We start from the raw sequence: 22,666 nt of genomic DNA on the forward strand, positions 1-22,666 counted from the left end.
GGAGGACTTATGGCTGGCTGGCATCTTGATACCAAAATGGCGCAGGATATCGTGGCACGTACCATGCGCATCATCGATACCAATATCAACGTAATGGATGCCCGTGGGCGAATTATCGGCAGCGGCGATCGTGAGCGTATTGGTGAATTGCACGAAGGTGCATTGCTGGTACTTTCACAGGGACGAGTCGTCGATATCGATGACGCGGTAGCACGTCATCTGCACGGTGTGCGGCAGGGGATTAATCTACCGTTACGGCTGGAAGGTGAAATTGTCGGCGTAATTGGCCTGACAGGTGAACCAGAGAATCTGCGTAAATATGGCGAACTGGTCTGCATGACGGCTGAAATGATGCTGGAACAGTCGCGGTTGATGCACTTGTTGGCGCAGGATAGCCGTTTGCGGGAAGAACTGGTGATGAACCTGATTCAGGCAGAGGAGAATACTCCCGCACTTACTGAATGGGCGCAACGGCTGGGGATCGATCTCAATCAACCGCGAGTGGTGGCTATTGTTGAGGTCGACAGCGGTCAGCTTGGCGTGGACAGCGCAATGGCGGAGTTACAACAACTGCAAAACGCGCTGACTACGCCCGAGCGTAATAATCTGGTGGCGATTGTCTCGCTAACCGAAATGGTGGTGTTGAAACCGGCGTTGAACTCTTTTGGGCGCTGGGATGCAGAAGATCATCGTAAGCGAGTTGAACAACTGATTACCCGCATGAAAGAGTACGGCCAGCTGCGTTTTCGCGTTTCACTGGGCAACTATTTTACCGGTCCTGGCAGTATTGCCCGATCCTATCGTACGGCGAAAACGACGATGGTGGTGGGTAAACAGCGGATGCCAGAAAGTCGCTGCTATTTTTATCAGGATCTGATGTTACCTGTGTTACTCGACAGTTTGCGTGGCGACTGGCAGGCCAACGAACTGGCGCGACCGCTGGCGCGGCTGAAAACGATGGACAATAACGGCTTGCTGCGACGAACGCTGGCGGCGTGGTTTCGCCACAATGTGCAACCGCTGGCAACGTCAAAGGCGTTGTTTATTCATCGTAATACCCTGGAGTATCGGCTTAATCGTATATCGGAACTGACCGGGCTTGATTTGGGCAATTTTGATGACAGGTTGCTGCTGTATGTGGCGTTACAACTGGATGAAGAGCGGTAGGTTATGCGTTAAGGTTGAGGCGGCGCTGGCTCATTCCCCTCAGCCCGAAGGGGAGAGGGGAATGCCCGAGTTAACCGTCAATTCGGGATTATTTACGCGTTAGTTTTTCCAGATCGGCTTCAATCTCGCTGATCTTATTGGTTACGACTGACTCCAGGTGACGTAAGTCGTCGAGGATCTTACGCTTAAGATCAACTTCGCTGCGGTCACGCTGGCAGATTTGATCAAGCTCATCAATGATATACCGTAGATTCGGGCTGATTTCCTGGACTTCTTTATAACCCTGACCCACACCATCAGCGACGACCGTTTTACGCTGACGCGGATATTTAAACTTAACGCTCTTGGCGAAAAACTCGCCTTTGTCTTTCTGGAAATAGATTTTCAGAATATCGTTGTTGGCTTCCTGCCGGAGGCTGTAACGATCAATTTCTTCAGGATTGGTAATACCCAGACTTTTCAGATTGTCGTACATAGCGTTACCTCAAAATGAGTCAGTAAATTGTGCTTATTTTAGCATTTGGCCTGGCCCGCCCGGCTCGACTGTGATCGCAGAAAGCCTTTTTCTTCCAGACTTCTATCATGGCGTAAAAATCAAAAAATTACCTGCTTTATTGTGGTGATAAAATTCACGTTCTACACCAGTTCCAGCATCGTTACTTCCGGGCGGCAGTTCAGACGCAAACCATACAAACTGCCCACGCCACGGGTTGTGTAGATGTGTCGTTCGCCAAAGGCATTTAATCCGGCGACGTAACGTTTATCTTCGACAGGGGCAAAAGGTTCACCAACCAACGGTACGCGCAGTTGCCCGCCGTGAGTATGGCCGCACAGCATCAGATCCCAGGGTTCATCACGCATGACTTCTTTGCTGTCGGGATTATGTGCCAGCATCAGTCTTGGCAGATTTGCTTCTCTGGCGGGAGGTGGTTTGCATTGTCCGGCCCATAAGTCACCGGTGCCTACCAGTTCGAATTGCCTGTTCGGCGTGGCGATCACCGTAGCCTGGTTAAACAACACCGTGATGCCCACTGATTTCAACGTCTCGCCAATTAAGTGATTTTTTTCTGTACCAACAGGGCGATCGTGGTTGCCGAAGCAGGCAAACGTCGGCGCACATTCGGCAAGGGGAGAGAGTACGTTACTAAACGCCGAAAAATTCAGCGGCATATCAAATAATACGTAGTCGCCGCCCAGCAATATCAAATCGGGCTTTTGTTCTATGCCAAGAGCAATCGCGTCAGAAATTAGGCTTAAAGGAACAAAACGAGAGTAATGGAGATCTGCCAGAAAAAGAATTTTGAAGGGTGCGGCTTTGTCTTTAAAAAAGGCGATGCGCTGATGGGTTAATTCGAGCCAACCTGGTTCCCAATAACGCATATAGCCGAAGCCTGATCCGGCAGTTAACGTTGCGGCGGCAGCCAGTAACAAACATCTGCGTGAAATCATCGCTCATCCCTGCAAAAAAATCGGGCAGCGTCGTGCTGCCCGTGTGCATACTTTTAGTCGATGGTACGCAGCAGTTCGTTAATGCCGACTTTGCCGCGAGTTTTCGCGTCAACTTTCTTAACGATAACCGCACAGTAGAGGCTGTATTTGCCATCTTTTGACGGCAGATTACCTGAAACAACCACAGACCCCGCCGGAACGCGACCGTAGTGGATTTCGCCGGTTTCACGGTCGTAAATACGGGTGCTCTGACCGATGTATACGCCCATGGAAATAACGGAACCTTCTTCGACAATCACGCCCTCAACAACTTCTGAACGCGCGCCGATGAAGCAGTTATCTTCAATAATGGTCGGGTTAGCCTGCAGCGGCTCCAGCACGCCGCCGATGCCTACACCGCCAGACAGATGGACGTTTTTACCAATTTGTGCACAGGAACCGACAGTGGCCCAGGTATCAACCATCGTGCCTTCATCAACATATGCGCCGATGTTGACGTAAGACGGCATCAGCACGGTGTTACGGGCAATAAACGCACCCTGACGTACCGCCGCTGGTGGTACAACGCGGAAGCCTTCTTTCTGGAAACGTGCTTCGTCGTAGTCGGCGAATTTCATCGGCACTTTGTCGAAGTAGCGGCTTTCTGCCCCTTCGATCACCTGATTATCATTAATACGGAAAGAGAGCAGCACCGCTTTTTTCAACCACTGATGCGTCACCCACTGACCGTCAATTTTTTCCGCCACACGCAGTGCGCCGGAATCCAGCAGGGCGATCACCTGATTTACCGCTTCGCGGGTAACGGTGTCTGCATTGGCTGGCGTGATCTCGGCACGGCGTTCAAAAGCGGTCTCAATAATGTTCTGTAACTGCTGCATTGTTAAACTCTTTCCATATAAATAAACACATTACCCTTTATCGTTTGGATTGAGGGCCTCTGTCAACCGCTGATGTACTTCCTGCTGCAACTCGTTATTAAGCGCACGCCGGTCAGCGGTGGCAATTATGAATAAATCTTCTACTCGTTCGCCAATGGTTGTAATTCGGGCGCCATGAAGCGAAATTCCCAGATCGGCAAAAATTTTCCCGACTCTCGCCAGCAGTCCTGGCTGGTCGAGCGCGATAAGCTCAAGGAATGATTTGCGGTCGGTATGGGTTGGCAAAAACGTCACTTCGGTTTCAACAGTAAAATGGCGCAATTTGGCAGGTTGGCGACGTGGCTGCGGTGGCTGCCAGCTACTTTGTGTCAGTACCTGCTCCAGACCAAATCGAATAACTTCATGGCGATCTGCGGAAAGTGGGCTGCCATCGGGTTCCAGCACGATAAAGGTATCCATCGCCATACCGTCGCGAGTGGTGAAAATTTGTGCGTCGTGAACACTTAAATTGCGGCGGTCTAATTCGGCACAGACGGCGGCAAACAGATAAGGGCGGTCCGGGCTCCAGATAAAAATCTCGGTGCCTCCACGCGTAGCCTGCGGGCTAAGCAATACCAGCGGTTTGCTTAAATCATGCTGTAATAAATGGCGGGCATGCCAGGCCAGTTGATTTGGGCTATGGCGGACAAAATAGTTAGCACGACAGCGTGACCAAATTTGGTGCAGCGCCTCTTCGTCGATGTTATCCATGCGCAGTAGTGCCAGTGCCTGGAGTTGGTGATGGCGAACCCGTTCGCGCATATCCGGCGTGTTTTGCATTCCGCGTCGTAGCTGCTTTTCGGTGGCAAAGTAGAGCTCACGCAACAGACTTTGCTTCCAGCTATTCCACAGCGTTTCGTTGGTGGCGCAAATGTCAGCCACAGTCAGGCATACCAGATAGCGCAGACGATTTTCCGTTTGCACTTCTTCGGCAAACTGCTTGATGACTTCCGGGTCCTGAATATCGCGGCGTTGGGCGGTCACCGACATCAACAGGTGCTGGCGAACCAGCCAGGCGACCAGCTGTGTTTCGCGTGAGTTCAGCCCGTGGAGTTCGGCAAAATGCACTACATCCTGAGCACCGAGAATGGAGTGGTCGCCGCCGCGTCCTTTGGCGATATCGTGAAACAGCGCGGCGATGAAAATCAGCTCAGTTGACGGCAGGCGCGGCCAGACGTCCACACACAACGGATGGCGCTGGCGCGTTTCTTCACTGGCAAAACTCTCCAGTTTCAGCATCACGCGGATAGTATGTTCATCCACCGTGTAGGCGTGGAACAGATCAAACTGCATCTGCCCGACGATATGCGACCATTGCGGCATATACGCGCCGAGCACGCTATGGCGATGCATTGGCAATAGCCCGCGCCGCACCGCTCCGGGGTGACGCAGAATGCTCAAAAACAGTTTTCGTGCTTCCGGAATATTACACAGCGGTTGTTGCAGATGGCGACGGGCATGGCGTAACTGGCGCAGCGTGGTGGAGTAAATGCCGGTGATCGCACTGTTGTGCACCATGGTGTAGAACATACGCAAGATGGCTTCCGGCTGGCGCATAAATAGTGTTTCATCACGCAGGTCGATTAGCGTACCGCGTAGCTGAAACTCATCGTCGATTGGACGTGGTTTTTCGTCGGCGGGAAGGGCGAGGATGGCTTCATCGAACAGTTGCAGCAGCATCTGGTTGAGTTCACTGACGCGGCGTGTAACGCGGAAGTAATCCTTCATCATCCGCTCGACCGGTTCGTTACCTTCACCACTGTAATTCAGACGCTGGGCGACGCTAAGCTGGCGATCGAATAACAGGCGATTATCGTAACGGCTGACGACCAGATGCAGGGCAAAGCGAATACGCCACAATATATGCAGACATTCGTTTAATTCCGCCCGCTCCGCTGAGGTTAAGAAGCCAAACCCGACCATTTCATCCAGCGATGTTGCGCCAAAATGACGGCGGGCCACCCATTGCAGAGTGTGGATATCGCGCAAGCCGCCAGGGCTGCTTTTGATGTCTGGTTCAAGGTTGTAGCTGGTGCCATGGTAACGCTGATGGCGCTGGTTCTGTTCTTCAACTTTCGCCGCGTAGAACTTGTCGGAAGGCCAGAATCCTTCGCTGAAAATATGTTTTTGCAGTTCGAGGAACAGCGCAACATCGCCAATTAATAAGCGGGATTCGATTAAATTGGTGGCGACGGTTAAATCCGATAACCCTTCCAGCATGCACTCTTCAAGCGTGCGCACGCTATGACCGACTTCCAGCTTTACATCCCAGAGCAGCGTTAACAGCTCGCCCACTTTTTGCGCCTGATCGTCCGGGAGCTTTTTACGGCTTAAAATCAGTAAATCGACGTCTGAAAGTGGATGCAGCTCGCCACGACCGTAGCCACCGACGGCGACCAATGCCAGGTCGGCAATCTGGCTGAATCCCGCTTCAATCCATAATCGTTGCAGGAGCTGGTCGATAAACTCGGTGCGCGCCTCAATCAACTGCTCTGCAGAGATCCCATTGTCAAAGGCATCACCCAGCCAACGCTGGAAAGTATCGATATGGGCTTTTATCCCACCGACGGTTAATTCATCACGGGGCCAGACGCATGGATTTTGCGGTTGACCGGGCAGGGTGGGGAGAGCGGTGTTTGCGTACTGTTCTGGAAGGGTATTCATTGTGCGCCACCCATAAGATTAAATTATCGCATTAAAAAAGCCGGCATTCGCCGGCTTCATCTTATTCGTCGTGCGAGATTATCGCCGGGATGGTGTCATCCTTGCGTAGCGTCAGAATTTCGCAGCCGTTATCAGTCACCACAATAGTATGCTCATATTGTGCAGACAAGCTGCGATCTTTGGTTTTTACCGTCCAGCCATCTTTCATGGTGCGGATCTCTTTTTTACCCGCGTTGACCATTGGCTCGATGGTGAACGTCATCCCAGGTTTCAGTACGACGTTGGTTTCACGGGAGTCATAGTGCAGCACCTGCGGTTCTTCATGGAAGCCGCGACCAATACCGTGTCCGCAATATTCACGAACGACGGAGAAGCCTTCTGCTTCGACAAATTTCTGAATCGCCGCACCGATTTCGCGCAGATTAATGCCTGGTTTTACCATGCGTAGCGCCAGGTACAGGCTTTCTTGCGTGATGCGGCACAGACGTTCGCCCATGATGGTCGGCTTACCGACGATAAACATTTTCGAGGTATCGCCGTGGAAACCATCTTTGATTACGGTGACATCAATGTTAACGATATCGCCATCTTTCAGCAGCTTAGCATCGTCCGGGATACCGTGGCACACCACTTCATTAATAGAGATGCAAACGGATTTCGGATAGCCGTGATAGCCGAGGCAGGCAGAAACCGCGTGTTGTTCATTAACAATGTAATCATTACAGATGCGATCCAGCTCGCCGGTGCTGACGCCCGGTTTAACATACGGTTCGATCATCTCCAGCACTTCGGCAGCCAGTCGGCCAGCGACGCGCATTTTTTCGATATCTTCTGGGGTCTTGATTGAGATAGCCATTAATTCTGTCCATCAGCGTCGGTGATACCGACAATATATATGTAAGTGCCGTCAATGGTATCACACCCGGGCAAATTGAGAATCATTCTGAATTTCGCCAAACGTGCCACTGAACGTTTTCTATAATAGAAAATTCAACGTCTGATGCTGTACACAGCGCCAACAATTATTGGTGTCCATGACGTATTTGTGGTATAAAGCGCGCCGGACTTCCGATCCATTTCGTATACACAGACTGGACGGAAGCGACAATCTCACTTTGTGTAACAACACACACGTATCGGCACATATTCCGGGGTGCCCTTTGGGGTCGGTAATATGGGATACGTGGAGGCATAACCCCAACTTTTATATAGAGGTTTTAATCATGGCAACTGTTTCCATGCGCGACATGCTCAAGGCTGGTGTTCACTTCGGTCACCAGACCCGTTACTGGAACCCGAAAATGAAGCCGTTCATCTTCGGTGCGCGTAACAAAGTTCACATCATCAACCTTGAGAAAACTGTACCGATGTTCAACGAAGCTCTGGCTGAACTGAACAAGATTGCTTCTCGCAAAGGTAAAATCCTTTTCGTTGGTACTAAACGCGCTGCAAGCGAAGCGGTGAAAGACGCTGCTCTGAGCTGCGACCAGTTCTTCGTGAACCATCGCTGGCTGGGCGGTATGCTGACTAACTGGAAAACCGTTCGTCAGTCCATCAAACGTCTGAAAGACCTGGAAACTCAGTCTCAGGACGGTACTTTCGACAAGCTGACCAAGAAAGAAGCGCTGATGCGCACTCGTGAGCTGGAGAAACTGGAAAACAGCCTGGGCGGTATCAAAGACATGGGCGGTCTGCCGGACGCTCTGTTTGTAATCGATGCTGACCACGAACACATTGCTATCAAAGAAGCAAACAACCTGGGTATTCCGGTATTTGCTATCGTTGATACCAACTCTGATCCGGACGGTGTTGACTTCGTTATCCCGGGTAACGACGACGCAATCCGTGCTGTGACCCTGTACCTGGGCGCTGTTGCTGCAACCGTACGTGAAGGCCGTTCTCAGGATCTGGCTTCCCAGGCGGAAGAAAGCTTCGTAGAAGCTGAGTAATAAGGCTTGATAACTCCCCCAAAATAGTTCGAGTTGCAGAAAGGCGGCAAGCTCGAGAATTCCCGGGAGCTTACATCAGTAAGTGACCGGGATGAGCGAGCGAAGACAACGCATCTGCGGCGCGAAATATGAAGGGGGAGAGCCCTTATAGACCAGGTAGTACACGTTTGGTTAGGGGGCCTGCATATGGCCCCCTTTTTCACTTTTATATCTGTGCGGTTTAATGCCGGGCAGATCACATCTCCGAGGATTTTAGAATGGCTGAAATTACCGCATCCCTGGTAAAAGAGCTGCGTGAGCGTACTGGCGCAGGCATGATGGATTGCAAAAAAGCACTGACTGAAGCTAACGGCGACATCGAGCTGGCAATCGAAAACATGCGTAAGTCCGGTGCTATTAAAGCAGCGAAAAAAGCAGGCAACGTTGCTGCTGACGGCGTGATCAAAACCAAAATCGACGGCAACTACGGCATCATTCTGGAAGTTAACTGCCAGACTGACTTCGTTGCAAAAGACGCTGGTTTCCAGGCGTTCGCAGACAAAGTTCTGGACGCAGCTGTTGCTGGCAAAATCACTGACGTTGAAGTTCTGAAAGCACAGTTCGAAGAAGAACGTGTTGCGCTGGTAGCGAAAATTGGTGAGAACATCAACATTCGCCGCGTTGCTGCGCTGGAAGGCGACGTTCTGGGTTCTTATCAGCACGGTGCGCGTATCGGCGTTCTGGTTGCTGCTAAAGGCGCTGACGAAGAGCTGGTTAAACACATCGCTATGCACGTTGCTGCAAGCAAGCCAGAATTCATCAAACCAGAAGACGTATCCGCTGAAGTGGTAGAAAAAGAATACCAGGTACAGCTGGATATCGCGATGCAGTCTGGTAAGCCGAAAGAAATCGCAGAGAAAATGGTTGAAGGCCGCATGAAGAAATTCACCGGCGAAGTTTCTCTGACCGGTCAGCCGTTCGTTATGGAACCAAGCAAAACTGTTGGTCAGCTGCTGAAAGAGCATAACGCTGAAGTGACTGGCTTCATCCGCTTCGAAGTGGGTGAAGGCATCGAGAAAGTTGAGACTGACTTTGCAGCAGAAGTTGCTGCGATGTCCAAGCAGTCTTAATTATCGAAAAGGAGCCGCCTGAGGGCGGCTTCTTTTTGTGCCCATCTTGTAAATTCAGCTAACCCTTGTGGGGCTGCGCTGAAAAGCGACGTACAATGTCGCTAGTATTAATTCATTTCAATCGTTGACAGTCTCAGGAAAGAAACATGGCTACCAATGCAAAACCCGTCTATAAACGCATTCTGCTTAAGTTGAGTGGCGAAGCTCTGCAGGGCACTGAAGGCTTCGGTATTGATGCAAGCATACTGGATCGTATGGCTCAGGAAATCAAAGAACTGGTTGAACTGGGTATTCAGGTTGGTGTGGTGATTGGTGGGGGTAACCTGTTCCGTGGCGCTGGTCTGGCGAAAGCGGGTATGAACCGCGTTGTGGGCGACCACATGGGGATGCTGGCGACCGTAATGAACGGCCTGGCAATGCGTGATGCACTGCACCGCGCCTATGTGAACGCTCGTCTGATGTCCGCTATTCCATTGAATGGCGTGTGCGACAGCTACAGCTGGGCAGAAGCTATCAGCCTGTTGCGCAACAACCGTGTGGTGATCCTCTCCGCCGGTACAGGTAACCCGTTCTTTACCACCGACTCAGCAGCTTGCCTGCGTGGTATCGAAATTGAAGCCGATGTGGTGCTGAAAGCAACCAAAGTTGACGGCGTGTTTACCGCTGATCCGGCGAAAGATCCAACCGCAACCATGTACGAGCAACTGACTTACAGCGAAGTGCTGGAAAAAGAGCTGAAAGTCATGGACCTGGCGGCCTTCACGCTGGCTCGTGACCATAAATTACCGATTCGTGTTTTCAATATGAACAAACCGGGTGCGCTGCGCCGTGTGGTAATGGGTGAAAAAGAAGGGACTTTAATCACGGAATAATTCCCGTGATGGATAAATAAGGGTAAGATTCCGCGTAAGTATCGCGGGGGCGTAAGTCTGGTTATAAGGCGTTATTGTTGCAGGCAGTTTGGTCACGGCCAGCGCGCAGCAACCGGAGCGTACAAAAGTACGTGAGGATGGCGAGCACTGCCCGGGGCCAAAATGGCAAATAAAATAGCCTAATAATCCAGACGATTACCCGTAATATGTTTAATCAGGGCTATACTTAGCACACTTCCACTGTGTGTGACTGTCTGGTCTGACTGAGACAAGTTTTCAAGGATTCGTAACGTGATTAGCGATATCAGAAAAGATGCTGAAGTACGCATGGACAAATGCGTAGAAGCGTTCAAAACCCAAATCAGCAAAATACGCACGGGTCGTGCTTCTCCCAGCCTGCTGGATGGCATTGTCGTGGAATATTACGGCACGCCGACGCCGCTGCGTCAGCTGGCAAGCGTAACGGTAGAAGATTCCCGTACACTGAAAATCAACGTGTTTGATCGTTCAATGTCTCCGGCCGTTGAAAAAGCGATTATGGCGTCCGATCTTGGCCTGAACCCGAACTCTGCGGGTAGCGACATCCGTGTTCCGCTGCCGCCGCTGACGGAAGAACGTCGTAAAGATCTGACCAAAATCGTTCGTGGTGAAGCAGAACAAGCGCGTGTTGCAGTACGTAACGTGCGTCGTGACGCGAACGACAAAGTGAAAGCACTGTTGAAAGATAAAGAGATCAGCGAAGACGACGATCGCCGTTCTCAGGACGATGTACAGAAACTGACTGATGCTGCAATCAAGAAAATTGAAGCGGCGCTGGCAGACAAAGAAGCAGAACTGATGCAGTTCTGATTTCTTGAACGACAAAAACGCCGCTCAGTAGATCCTTGCGGATCGGCTGGCGGCGTTTTGCTTTTTATTCTGTCTCAACTCTGGATGTTTCATGAAGCAACTCACCATTCTGGGCTCGACCGGCTCGATTGGTTGCAGCACGCTGGACGTGGTGCGCCATAATCCCGAACACTTCCGCGTAGTTGCGCTGGTGGCAGGCAAAAATGTCACTCGCATGGTAGAACAGTGCCTGGAATTCTCTCCCCGCTATGCCGTAATGGACGATGAAGCGAGTGCGAAACTTCTTAAAACGATGCTACAGCAACAGGGTAGCCGCACCGAAGTCTTAAGTGGGCAACAAGCCGCTTGCGATATGGCAGCGCTTGAGGATGTTGATCAGGTGATGGCAGCCATTGTTGGCGCTGCTGGGCTGTTACCTACGCTTGCTGCGATCCGCGCGGGTAAAACCATTTTGCTGGCCAATAAAGAATCACTGGTTACCTGCGGACGTCTGTTTATGGACGCCGTAAAGCAGAGCAAAGCGCAATTGTTACCGGTCGATAGCGAACATAACGCCATTTTTCAGAGTTTACCGCAACCTATCCAGCATAATCTGGGATACGCTGACCTTGAGCAAAATGGCGTGGTGTCCATTTTACTTACCGGGTCTGGTGGCCCTTTCCGTGAGACGCCATTGCGCGATTTGGCAACAATGACGCCGGATCAAGCCTGCCGTCATCCGAACTGGTCGATGGGGCGTAAAATTTCTGTCGATTCGGCTACCATGATGAACAAAGGTCTGGAATACATTGAAGCGCGTTGGCTGTTTAACGCCAGCGCCAGCCAGATGGAAGTGCTGATTCACCCGCAGTCAGTGATTCACTCAATGGTGCGCTATCAGGACGGCAGTGTTCTGGCGCAGCTGGGGGAACCGGATATGCGTACGCCAATTGCCCACACCATGGCATGGCCGAATCGCGTGAACTCTGGCGTGAAGCCGCTCGATTTTTGCAAACTAAGTGCGTTGACATTTGCCGCACCGGATTATGATCGTTATCCATGCCTGAAACTGGCGATGGAGGCGTTCGAACAAGGCCAGGCAGCGACGACAGCATTGAATGCCGCAAACGAAATCACCGTTGCTGCTTTTCTTGCGCAACAAATCCGCTTTACGGATATCGCTGCGTTGAATTTATCCGTACTGGAAAAAATGGATATGCGCGAACCACAATGTGTGGACGATGTGTTATCTGTTGATGCGAACGCGCGTGAAGTCGCCAGAAAAGAGGTGATGCGTCTCGCAAGCTGAGGATAATCCGGCTACAGAGAGTCGCGCTATTTGTTAGCGTAGGGCTTCAGTGATATAGTCTGCGCCATCTGATCGTAAGTAGTTGGCTTTATAAGGTCAGGTATGCCGTGGTTTTACACGGCTTTTTTTTGTATAGGCTTCAGTATTCCTGAGTACCGTAAACCCTGTCAGGGAATAAAAAACGCGTGATGTTGTCTGCTACTCAACCACTTAGCGAAAAATTGCCAGCGCATGGCTGCCGTCATGTTGCGATCATTATGGACGGCAATGGTCGCTGGGCAAAAAAGCAAGGGAAGATTCGTGCCTTTGGGCATAAAGCCGGGGCAAAATCCGTCCGCCGGGCTGTCTCTTTTGCGGCCAACAACGGTATTGAGGCGTTAACGCTGTATGCCTTTAGTAGTGAAAACTGGAACCGACCAGCGCAGGAAGTCAGTGCGTTAATGGAACTGTTTGTGTGGGCGCTCGATAGCGAAGTAAAAAGTCTGCACCGACATAACGTGCGTCTGCGTATTATTGGCGATACCAGTCGCTTTAACTCGCGTTTGCAAGAACGTATTCGTAAATCTGAAGCGCTAACAGCCGGGAATACCGGTCTGACGCTGAATATTGCGGCGAACTACGGTGGACGTTGGGATATAGTCCAGGGAGTCAGGCAACTGGCTGAAAAGGTGCAGCAAGGAAACCTGCAACCAGATCAGATAGATGAAGAGATGCTAAACCAGCATGTCTGTATGCATGAACTGGCCCCTGTAGATTTAGTAATTAGGACTGGGGGGGAGCATCGCATTAGTAACTTTTTGCTTTGGCAAATTGCCTATGCCGAACTTTACTTTACAGATGTTCTCTGGCCCGATTTCGATGAACAAGACTTTGAAGGGGCGTTAAATGCCTTTGCTAATCGAGAGCGTCGTTTCGGCGGCACCGAGCCCGGTGATGAAACAGCCTGATGGGGGTCGCTTTTGCTGAAGTATCGCCTGATATCTGCTTTTGTGTTAATACCCGTCGTCATCGCGGCGTTGTTTCTGTTGCCGCCGGTGGGGTTCGCCATTGTAACGCTGGTGGTCTGCATGCTGGCAGCGTGGGAATGGGGACAGCTTAGCGGTTTTACCACTCGTTCGCAGCGAGTATGGTTGGCGGTGTTATGCGGGTTATTGTTGGCGCTGATGCTTTTTCTGTTGCCGGAATATCACCGAAATATTCATCAACCGCTGGTTGAAATCTCACTTTGGGCTTCGCTGGGTTGGTGGATTGTCGCGCTATTGCTGGTGCTGTTTTACCCAGGTTCCGCAGCAATCTGGCGTAACTCTAAAACATTGCGCCTTATTTTTGGCGTGCTAACCATTGTTCCCTTCTTCTGGGGCATGCTGGCGTTACGGGCCTGGCACTATGACGAGAATCATTACAGTGGCGCAATATGGCTGCTCTATGTCATGATCCTAGTATGGGGCGCTGACTCCGGCGCATATATGTTTGGCAAATTGTTTGGTAAACATAAGCTGGCACCGAAGGTTTCTCCGGGTAAAACCTGGCAAGGCTTTATCGGTGGACTCGCTACTGCAGCGGTAATCTCATGGGGTTATGGCATGTGGGCGAATCTCGACGTCGCTCCCGTCACCTTACTCATTTGCTCTATTGTCGCAGCGTTAGCCTCAGTGCTCGGCGATCTGACCGAGAGTATGTTTAAGCGTGAAGCAGGAATTAAGGACAGCGGTCATTTAATTCCAGGACACGGTGGTATTTTAGATCGTATTGATAGCCTGACGGCTGCGGTACCGGTCTTTGCTTGCTTGTTGTTACTGGTATTCAGGACGCTTTAACGGAAGGTAATATGCTGAGTTTTCTCTGGGATTTGGCTTCGTTCATCGTTGCACTGGGTGTACTTATCACCGTGCATGAATTTGGTCATTTCTGGGTTGCCCGGCGTTGTGGTGTTCGCGTTGAGCGTTTCTCAATAGGGTTTGGTAAGGCGCTCTGGCGGCGAACTGATAAGCTCGGCACCGAATATGTTATCGCCCTGATCCCGTTGGGCGGTTATGTCAAAATGCTGGATGAGCGCGCAGAACCGGTCGTTCCGGAACTCCGCCACCATGCCTTCAATAATAAATCTGTCGGCCAACGAGCGGCGATTATTGCCGCAGGTCCGGTTGCAAACTTCATTTTTGCTATCTTTGCCTACTGGCTGGTTTTTATTATTGGTGTGCCTGGCGTACGTCCGGTGGTTGGCGAAATAGCAGCCAATTCGATAGCTGCGGAAGCACAAATTGCACCAGGTACGGAACTAAAAGCCGTAGATGGTATCGAAACGCCTGATTGGGATGCCGTGCGTTTGCAGTTGGTCGATAAAATTGGCGATGAAAGCACCACCATTACAGTAGCGCCATTTGGCAGCGACCAACGGCGGGATGTAAAGCTCGATTTACGTCACTGGGCGTTTGAGCCTGATAAAGAAGATCCGGTATCTTCGCTGGGGATTCGTCCTCGTGGGCCGCAAATTGAACCTGTACTGGAAAATGTGCAGCCAAACTCGGCGGCAAGCAAGGCAGGTTTGCAAGCAGGCGACAGGATCGTTAAAGTCGATGGTCAGCCCTTAACGCAGTGGGTGACCTTTGTGATGCTTGTCCGGGATAACCCGGGTAAATCCTTAGCGTTAGAAATCGAAAGGCAGGGGAGTCCCTTGTCTTTGACATTAATCCCGGAGAGTAAACCGGGTAATGGTAAAGCGATTGGTTTTGTCGGTATTGAGCCGAAAGTCATTCCTTTGCCAGATGAGTATAAAGTTGTACGCCAGTATGGGCCGTTCAACGCCATCGTCGAAGCCACGGACAAAACGTGGCAGCTGATGAAGCTGACGGTCAGTATGCTGGGAAAATTGATCACCGGTGATGTGAAACTGAACAACCTCAGTGGGCCGATCTCTATCGCCAAGGGGGCTGGGATGACAGCGGAACTCGGGGTTGTTTATTACCTGCCGTTTCTTGCGCTTATTAGCGTGAACTTAGGGATAATTAACCTGTTTCCGTTGCCCGTACTTGACGGGGGGCATCTGCTGTTCCTTGCGATCGAAAAGATCAAGGGCGGACCGGTATCCGAGCGGGTTCAAGACTTTTGTTATCGCATTGGCTCGATTCTGCTGGTGCTGTTAATGGGGCTTGCACTTTTCAATGATTTCTCTCGGTTATGAGAGTTAGTTAGGAAGAACGCATAATAACGATGGCGATGAAAAAGTTGCTCATAGCGTCGCTGCTGTTTAGCAGCGCCACCGTATACGGTGCTGAAGGGTTCGTAGTGAAAGATATTCATTTCGAAGGCCTTCAGCGTGTCGCCGTTGGTGCGGCCCTCCTCAGTATGCCGGTGCGCACAGGCGACACGGTTAATGATGAAGATATCAGTAATACCATTCGCGCTCTGTTTGCTACCGGCAACTTTGAGGATGTTCGCGTCCTTCGTGATGGTGATACCCTTCTGGTTCAGGTAAAAGAACGTCCGACCATTGCCAGCATTACTTTCTCCGGTAACAAATCGGTGAAAGATGACATGCTGAAGCAAAACCTCGAGGCTTCTGGTGTGCGTGTGGGCGAATCCCTCGATCGCACCACCATTGCCGATATCGAGAAAGGTCTGGAAGACTTCTACTACAGCGTCGGTAAATATAGCGCCAGCGTAAAAGCTGTCGTGACCCCGCTGCCGCGCAACCGTGTTGACCTAAAACTGGTGTTCCAGGAAGGTGTGTCAGCTGAAATCCAGCAAATTAACATTGTTGGTAACCATGCTTTCACCACCGACGAACTGATCTCTCATTTCCAACTGCGTGACGAAGTGCCGTGGTGGAACGTGGTAGGCGATCGTAAATACCAGAAACAGAAACTGGCGGGCGACCTTGAAACCCTGCGCAGCTACTATCTGGATCGCGGTTATGCCCGTTTCAACATCGACTCTACCCAGGTCAGTCTGACGCCAGATAAAAAAGGTATTTACGTCACGGTGAACATCACCGAAGGCGATCAGTACAAGCTTTCTGGCGTTGAAGTGAGCGGCAACCTTGCCGGGCACTCCGCTGAAATTGAGCAGCTGACTAAGATCGAGCCGGGTGAGCTGTATAACGGCACCAAAGTGACCAAGATGGAAGATGACATCAAAAAGCTTCTCGGTCGCTATGGTTATGCCTATCCGCGCGTACAGTCGATGCCCGAAATTAACGATGCCGACAAAACCGTTAAATTACGTGTGAACGTTGATGCGGGTAACCGTTTCTACGTGCGTAAGATCCGTTTTGAAGGTAACGATACCTCGAAAGATGCCGTCCTGCGTCGCGAAATGCGTCAGATGGAAGGTGCATGGCTGGGGAGCGATCTGGTCGATCAGGGTAAGGAGCGTCTGAATCGTCTGGGCTTCTTTGAAACTGTCGATACCGATACCCAACGTGTTCCGGGTAGCCCGGACCAGGTTGATGTCGTCTACAAGGTAAAAGAGCGCAACACCGGTAGCTTCAACTTTGGTATTGGTTACGGTACTGAAAGTGGCGTGAGCTTCCAGGCTGGTGTGCAGCAGGATAACTGGTTAGGTACAGGTTATGCTGTTGGTATCAACGGGACCAAAAACGATTACCAGACCTATGCTGAACTGTCGGTAACCAACCCGTACTTCACCGTAGATGGCGTAAGCCTCGGTGGTCGTCTCTTCTATAATGACTTCCAGGCAGATGACGCCGACCTGTCCGACTATACCAACAAGAGTTATGGTACAGACGTGACGTTGGGCTTCCCGATTAACGAATATAACTCGCTGCGTGCAGGTCTGGGTTATGTACATAACTCCCTGTCCAACATGCAGCCTCAGGTTGCGATGTGGCGTTATCTGTACTCTATGGGTGAACATCCGAGCACCTCTGATCAGGATAACAGCTTCAAAACGGACGACTTCACGTTCAACTATGGTTGGACCTATAACAAGCTTGACCGTGGTTACTTCCCGACAGATGGTTCACGTGTCAACCTGACCGGTAAAGTGACCATTCCTGGATCGGATAACGAATACTACAAAGTGACGTTAGACACGGCGACTTATGTGCCGATCGATGACGATCACAAATGGGTTGTTCTGGGGCGTACCCGCTGGGGTTATGGTGATGGTTTAGGCGGCAAAGAGATGCCGTTCTACGAGAACTTCTATGCCGGTGGTTCCAGCACCGTGCGTGGCTTCCAGTCCAATACCATTGGTCCGAAAGCAGTTTACTTCCCGCATCAGGCCAGTAATTATGATCCGGACTATGATTACGAATGTGCGACTCAGGACGGCGCGAAAGACCTGTGTAAATCGGATGATGCTGTAGGCGGTAACGCCATGGCGGTTGCCAGCCTCGAGTTCATCACCCCGACGCCGTTTATTAGCGATAAGTATGCTAACTCGGTTCGTACTTCCTTCTTCTGGGATATGGGTACCGTTTGGGATACAAACTGGGATTCCAGCCAATATTCTGGATATCCGGACTATAGTGATCCAAGCAATATCCGTATGTCTGCGGGTATCGCATTACAATGGATGTCCCCATTGGGGCCGTTGGTGTTCTCCTACGCCCAGCCGTTCAAAAAGTACGATGGAGACAAGGCAGAACAGTTCCAGTTTAACATCGGTAAAACCTGGTAAGTGTTCTCCACAAAGGAATGTAGTGGTAGTGTAGCGATGACTTTAGGCGATCAATATAAGATCGCCGGGCCACGCAAAGAACTGCACCCTCCGGTGCAAATGGGATGGTAAGGAGTTTATTGTGAAAAAGTGGTTATTAGCTGCAGGTCTCGGTTTAGCACTGGCAACTTCTGCTCAGGCGGCTGACAAAATTGCAATCGTCAACATGGGCAGCCTGTTCCAGCAGGTAGCGCAGAAAACCGGTGTTTCTAACACGCTGGAAAATGAGTTCAAAGGCCGTGCCAGCGAACTGCAGCGTATGGAAACCGATCTGCAGGCTAAAATGAAAAAGCTGCAGTCCATGAAAGCGGGCAGCGATCGCACTAAGCTGGAAAAAGACGTGATGGCTCAGCGCCAGACTTTTGCTCAGAAAGCGCAGGCTTTTGAGCAGGATCGCGCACGTCGTTCCAACGAAGAACGCGGCAAACTGGTTACTCGTATCCAGACTGCTGTGAAATCCGTTGCCAACAGCCAGGATATCGATCTGGTTGTTGATGCAAACGCCGTTGCTTACAACAGCAGCGATGTAAAAGACATCACTGCCGACGTACTGAAACAGGTTAAATAAGTAATGCCTTCAATTCGACTGGCTGATTTAGCGCAGCAGTTGGATGCAGAACTACACGGTGATGGCGATATCGTCATCACCGGCGTTGCGTCCATGCAATCTGCACAAACAGGTCACATTACGTTCATGGTTAACCCAAAATACCGTGAGCATTTAGGCTTGTGCCAGGCGTCCGCGGTTGTCATGACCCAGGACGATCTTCCTTTCGCGAAAAGTGCCGCACTGGTAGTGAAGAATCCCTACCTGACTTACGCGCGCATGGCGCAAATTTTAGATACCACGCCGCAGCCCGCGCAGAACATTGCACCCAGTGCGGTGATCGACGCGACGGCGAAGCTGGGTAACAACGTATCGATTGGCGCTAACGCGGTGATTGAGTCCGGCGTTGAACTGGGCGATAACGTGATTATCGGTGCCGGTTGCTTCGTAGGTAAAAACAGCAAAATCGGTGCAGGTTCGCGTCTCTGGGCGAACGTAACCATTTACCATGAGATCCAGATCGGTCAGAATTGCCTGATCCAGTCCGGAACAGTGGTAGGCGCAGACGGCTTTGGTTATGCCAACGATCGTGGTAACTGGGTGAAGATCCCACAGATTGGTCGCGTAATTATTGGCGATCGCGTGGAGATCGGTGCCTGCACAACCATCGATCGCGGCGCGCTGGATGACACTATTATTGGCAATGGCGTGATCATTGATAACCAGTGCCAGATTGCACATAACGTCGTGATTGGCGACAATACGGCGGTTGCCGGTGGCGTCATTATGGCGGGCAGCCTGAAAATTGGTCGTTACTGCATGATCGGCGGAGCCAGCGTAATCAACGGGCATATGGAAATATGCGACAAAGTGACGGTTACGGGCATGGGTATGGTGATGCGTCCCATCACTGAACCAGGCGTCTATTCCTCAGGCATTCCGCTGCAACCCAACAAAGTCTGGCGCAAAACCGCTGCACTGGTGATGAACATTGATGACATGAGCAAGCGTCTGAAATCGCTTGAGCGCAAGGTTAATCAACAAGACTAACGTTCCATCTTTTGTTCGCCAAACTTTACGGCCTGTCTCATTCTTACGATTGCGGCAGGCCGTGTTATTATTGTCGTTTCTTATATTTTGACAGGAAGAGTATCTTGACTACTAACACTCATACTCTGCAGATTGAAGAGATTTTAGAACTTCTGCCGCACCGTTTCCCGTTCTTACTGGTGGATCGCGTGCTGGATTTTGAAGAAGGTCGTTTTCTGCGCGCAGTAAAAAATGTCTCTGTCAATGAGCCATTCTTCCAGGGCCATTTCCCTGGAAAACCGATTTTCCCGGGTGTGCTGATTCTGGAAGCAATGGCACAGGCAACAGGTATTCTGGCGTTTAAAAGCGTAGGAAAACTGGAACCGGGTGAGCTGTACTACTTCGCTGGTATTGACGAAGCGCGCTTCAAGCGCCCGGTCGTGCCTGGCGATCAAATGATCATGGAAGTCACTTTCGAAAAAACGCGCCGCGGCCTGACCCGTTTTAAAGGGGTTGCTCTGGTCGATGGTAAAGTAGTTTGCGAAGCAACGATGATGTGTGCTCGTAGCCGGGAGGCCTGATACGTGATTGATAAATCCGCCTTTGTGCATCCAACCGCCATTGTGGAAGAGGGCGCGTCAATTGGCGCGAACGCACACATTGGTCCTTTTTGTATCGTTGGACCCCATGTCGAAATTGGTGAGGGTACCGTACTGAAATCTCACGTTGTCGTGAATGGTCATACTAAAATTGGCCGCGATAATGAGATTTATCAGTTCGCCTCCATCGGCGAAGTTAACCAGGATCTGAAATATGCTGGCGAACCGACCCGTGTGGAAATCGGCGATCGTAACCGCATTCGCGAAAGCGTCACCATTCATCGTGGCACAGTCCAGGGCGGTGGATTGACGAAGGTGGGCAGCGACAACTTACTGATGATCAACGCGCACATTGCGCACGATTGTACGGTAGGTAACCGCTGTATTCTCGCCAACAACGCAACGCTGGCGGGTCACGTATCGGTTGACGACTTCGCGATCATCGGCGGCATGACCGCAGTCCATCAGTTCTGCATCATTGGTGCGCACGTGATGGTTGGCGGCTGCTCCGGTGTGGCGCAGGACGTCCCTCCTTATGTCATTGCGCAGGGTAACCACGCAACGCCGTTCGGTGTCAATATCGAAGGGCTGAAGCGCCGCGGATTCAGCCGTGAGGCGATTACCGCTATCCGCAATGCGTATAAGCTGATTTATCGTAGCGGTAAAACGCTCGATGAAGTGAAACCGGAAATTGCTGAACTGGCGGAAACATATCCGGAAGTGAAAGCCTTTACCGATTTCTTTGCACGCTCAACGCGCGGTCTGATTCGTTAATGACTGAACAGCGTCCATTAACGATTGCCCTGGTCGCCGGAGAAACCTCCGGCGATATCCTGGGGGCCGGTTTAATCCGCGCTCTGAAAGAACATGTGCCCAACGCCCGCTTTGTTGGTGTTGCCGGGCCACGAATGCAGGCTGAAGGCTGCGAAGCCTGGTACGAAATGGAAGAACTGGCGGTGATGGGCATTGTTGAAGTGCTCGGTCGTCTGCGTCGCTTACTGCATATTCGTGCCGATCTGACAAAGCGTTTTGGCGAACTGAAGCCAGATGTTTTTGTTGGTATTGATGCGCCTGACTTCAATATTACTCTTGAAGGTAACCTCAAAAAGCAGGGTATCAAAACCATTCATTACGTCAGTCCGTCAGTCTGGGCGTGGCGACAGAAACGTGTTTTCAAAATAGGCAGAGCCACCGATCTGGTGCTCGCATTTCTGCCTTTCGAAAAAGCGTTTTATGACAAATACAACGTACCGTGCCGCTTTATCGGTCATACCATGGCTGATGCCATGCCATTAGATCCAGATAAAAATGCCGCCCGTGATGTGCTGGGGATCCCTCACGATGCCCACTGCCTGGCGTTGCTACCGGGGAGCCGTGGTGCAGAAGTTGAAATGCTTAGTGCCGATTTCCTGAAAACGGCCCAGCTTTTGCGCCAGACATATCCGGATCTCGAAATCGTGGTGCCACTGGTGAATGCCAAACGCCGCGAGCAGTTTGAACGCATCAAAGCTGAAGTCGCGCCAGACCTTTCAGTTCATTTGCTGGATGGGATGGGCCGTGAGGCGATGGTCGCCAGCGATGCGGCGCTACTGGCGTCGGGTACGGCAGCCCTGGAGTGTATGCTGGCGAAATGCCTGATGGTGGTGGGATATCGCATGAAGCCTTTTACCTTCTGGTTGGCGAAGCGGCTGGTGAAAACTGATTATGTCTCGCTGCCAAATCTGCTGGCGGGCAGAGAGTTAGTCAAAGAATTATTGCAGGAAGAGTGTGAGCCGCAAAAACTGGCTGCGGCGCTGTTACCGCTGTTGGCGAACGGGAAAACCAGCCACGCGATGCACGATACCTTCCGTGAACTGCATCAGCAGATCCGCTGCAATGCCGATGAGCAGGCGGCACAAGCCGTTCTGGAGTTAGCACAATGATCGAATTTGTTTATCCGCACACGCAGCTGGTTGCGGGTGTGGATGAAGTCGGACGCGGGCCGTTAGTTGGCGCGGTCGTCACCGCTGCGGTGATCCTTGACCCGGCGCGCCCGATTGCCGGGCTGAATGATTCCAAAAAGCTGAGCGAAAAACGCCGTCTGGCGCTCTATGAAGAGATCAAAGAGAAAGCGTTGAGCTGGAGTCTGGGCCGCGCGGAACCCCACGAAATCGACGAGCTGAACATTCTTCATGCGACCATGCTGGCGATGCAGCGTGCCGTCGCTGGGCTGCATATTGCGCCGGAATATGTGTTGATTGATGGTAACCGCTGCCCGAAATTACCGATGCCTGCGATGGCTGTGGTGAAAGGCGATAGCCGCGTACCGGAAATCAGTGCCGCGTCTATCCTGGCGAAAGTGACGCGTGACGCCGAAATGGCGGCGCTGGATATTGTTTTCCCGCAATATGGTTTTGCCCAACACAAAGGGTACCCAACCGCTTTTCATCTGGAAAAACTGGCTGAACACGGCGCGACCGAACACCATCGGCGCAGCTTTGGGCCTGTCAAACGCGCACTGGGACTTGCGTCCTGATTCTTGTGTCGAGATTAAGTAAACCGGAAT

The 22,666-nt window shown here is 51.4% G+C and carries 21 protein-coding genes; 16 read left to right on the top strand and 5 right to left on the bottom strand.

The window, feature by feature from the left end; genetic code table 11:
* Positions 1-9 precede the first annotated feature (9 nt).
* Positions 10-1,167: a DNA-binding transcriptional regulator CdaR gene (cdaR, locus tag K0778_RS05290; protein WP_000929443.1), complete on the top strand. Its 1,158-nt coding sequence runs from the start codon at positions 10-12 to the stop codon at positions 1,165-1,167.
* Positions 1,168-1,255: 88 nt separating this feature from the next.
* Here the strand turns inward: cdaR and K0778_RS05295 are convergent, their stop codons facing one another.
* From K0778_RS05295 to map, 5 genes are all read right to left on the bottom strand, one after another.
* The gene (locus K0778_RS05295) at positions 1,256-1,642 is read right to left on the bottom strand and encodes a DUF3461 family protein (protein WP_000272188.1); all 387 of its coding nucleotides are present in this window, start codon (positions 1,640-1,642) and stop codon (positions 1,256-1,258) included.
* Positions 1,643-1,803: 161 nt separating this feature from the next.
* Positions 1,804-2,616, bottom strand: a complete 813-nt coding sequence (gene yaeI, locus K0778_RS05300) for a phosphodiesterase YaeI (RefSeq protein ID WP_001619118.1) — start codon at positions 2,614-2,616, stop codon at positions 1,804-1,806.
* A gap of 53 nt (positions 2,617-2,669) precedes the next feature.
* Complete coding sequence (gene dapD / locus K0778_RS05305; protein ID WP_001186650.1) at positions 2,670-3,494, bottom strand: 2,3,4,5-tetrahydropyridine-2,6-dicarboxylate N-succinyltransferase; 825 nt, start codon at positions 3,492-3,494, stop codon at positions 2,670-2,672.
* Between the two features lie 30 nt (positions 3,495-3,524).
* Positions 3,525-6,197: a bifunctional uridylyltransferase/uridylyl-removing protein GlnD gene (gene glnD, locus K0778_RS05310; RefSeq protein WP_001094588.1), complete on the bottom strand. Its 2,673-nt coding sequence runs from the start codon at positions 6,195-6,197 to the stop codon at positions 3,525-3,527.
* Between the two features lie 61 nt (positions 6,198-6,258).
* Entirely contained in the window at positions 6,259-7,053 is a 795-nt protein-coding gene (gene map / locus K0778_RS05315; protein ID WP_001018194.1) for a type I methionyl aminopeptidase, read from the bottom strand.
* Between the two features lie 367 nt (positions 7,054-7,420).
* On the opposite strand from map, the gene rpsB reads away from it, so the two are divergent.
* The 15 genes from rpsB to rnhB all read left to right on the top strand — a co-directional run bounded on the left by rpsB (position 7,421) and on the right by rnhB (position 22,636).
* Positions 7,421-8,146 (top strand): 30S ribosomal protein S2, encoded by a 726-nt coding sequence (gene rpsB, locus K0778_RS05320; protein ID WP_000246882.1) that lies wholly within the window; start codon positions 7,421-7,423, stop codon positions 8,144-8,146.
* Positions 8,147-8,403: 257 nt separating this feature from the next.
* Entirely contained in the window at positions 8,404-9,255 is an 852-nt protein-coding gene (tsf, locus tag K0778_RS05325; protein WP_000818114.1) for a translation elongation factor Ts, read from the top strand.
* 146 nt (positions 9,256-9,401) lie between these two features.
* Positions 9,402-10,127, top strand: coding sequence for a UMP kinase (gene pyrH, locus K0778_RS05330; protein WP_000224573.1), 726 nt, complete (start codon positions 9,402-9,404; stop codon positions 10,125-10,127).
* A gap of 291 nt (positions 10,128-10,418) precedes the next feature.
* Positions 10,419-10,976: a ribosome recycling factor gene (gene frr / locus K0778_RS05335; RefSeq protein WP_000622418.1), complete on the top strand. Its 558-nt coding sequence runs from the start codon at positions 10,419-10,421 to the stop codon at positions 10,974-10,976.
* 91 nt (positions 10,977-11,067) lie between these two features.
* On the top strand, positions 11,068-12,264 hold the full coding sequence (gene ispC / locus K0778_RS05340) for a 1-deoxy-D-xylulose-5-phosphate reductoisomerase (protein ID WP_000811923.1): 1,197 nt from the start codon (positions 11,068-11,070) through the stop codon (positions 12,262-12,264).
* A gap of 188 nt (positions 12,265-12,452) precedes the next feature.
* Positions 12,453-13,211, top strand: coding sequence for a (2E,6E)-farnesyl-diphosphate-specific ditrans,polycis-undecaprenyl-diphosphate synthase (gene ispU / locus K0778_RS05345; RefSeq protein WP_001295562.1), 759 nt, complete (start codon positions 12,453-12,455; stop codon positions 13,209-13,211).
* A gap of 12 nt (positions 13,212-13,223) precedes the next feature.
* Positions 13,224-14,081, top strand: coding sequence for a phosphatidate cytidylyltransferase (gene cdsA, locus K0778_RS05350; protein WP_000922446.1), 858 nt, complete (start codon positions 13,224-13,226; stop codon positions 14,079-14,081).
* An 11-nt stretch (positions 14,082-14,092) separates the two neighbouring features.
* Positions 14,093-15,445 (top strand): sigma E protease regulator RseP, encoded by a 1,353-nt coding sequence (gene rseP, locus K0778_RS05355; RefSeq protein ID WP_001295561.1) that lies wholly within the window; start codon positions 14,093-14,095, stop codon positions 15,443-15,445.
* Positions 15,446-15,474: 29 nt separating this feature from the next.
* A complete protein-coding gene (bamA, locus tag K0778_RS05360) occupies positions 15,475-17,907 on the top strand; it encodes an outer membrane protein assembly factor BamA (RefSeq protein WP_001240896.1) in 2,433 nt (810 codons plus the stop codon).
* A gap of 121 nt (positions 17,908-18,028) precedes the next feature.
* Positions 18,029-18,514, top strand: coding sequence for a molecular chaperone Skp (skp, locus tag K0778_RS05365; RefSeq protein ID WP_000758956.1), 486 nt, complete (start codon positions 18,029-18,031; stop codon positions 18,512-18,514).
* A gap of 3 nt (positions 18,515-18,517) precedes the next feature.
* Positions 18,518-19,543, top strand: a complete 1,026-nt coding sequence (gene lpxD, locus K0778_RS05370) for a UDP-3-O-(3-hydroxymyristoyl)glucosamine N-acyltransferase (RefSeq protein WP_001139279.1) — start codon at positions 18,518-18,520, stop codon at positions 19,541-19,543.
* Positions 19,544-19,647: 104 nt separating this feature from the next.
* Positions 19,648-20,103, top strand: a complete 456-nt coding sequence (gene fabZ, locus K0778_RS05375) for a 3-hydroxyacyl-ACP dehydratase FabZ (protein ID WP_000210739.1) — start codon at positions 19,648-19,650, stop codon at positions 20,101-20,103.
* A gap of 3 nt (positions 20,104-20,106) precedes the next feature.
* The gene (lpxA, locus tag K0778_RS05380) at positions 20,107-20,895 is read left to right on the top strand and encodes an acyl-ACP--UDP-N-acetylglucosamine O-acyltransferase (protein WP_000565966.1); all 789 of its coding nucleotides are present in this window, start codon (positions 20,107-20,109) and stop codon (positions 20,893-20,895) included.
* Positions 20,895-22,043 carry a lipid-A-disaccharide synthase gene (gene lpxB / locus K0778_RS05385; RefSeq protein ID WP_063084618.1) on the top strand — a complete coding sequence of 383 codons (1,149 nt, stop codon included), beginning with the start codon at positions 20,895-20,897 and terminating at the stop codon, positions 22,041-22,043. Before lpxA ends, lpxB begins: the two co-directional genes overlap by 1 nt.
* Positions 22,040-22,636, top strand: a complete 597-nt coding sequence (rnhB, locus tag K0778_RS05390; protein ID WP_000569430.1) for a ribonuclease HII — start codon at positions 22,040-22,042, stop codon at positions 22,634-22,636. Before lpxB ends, rnhB begins: the two co-directional genes overlap by 4 nt.
* The last annotated feature ends 30 nt before the right edge of the window (positions 22,637-22,666 follow it).

The sequence above is a fragment of the Escherichia sp. XD33 genome, from assembly GCF_019375075.1.
GTDB classification, from domain to species: Bacteria; Pseudomonadota; Gammaproteobacteria; order Enterobacterales; family Enterobacteriaceae; genus Enterobacter; species Enterobacter flexneri_A.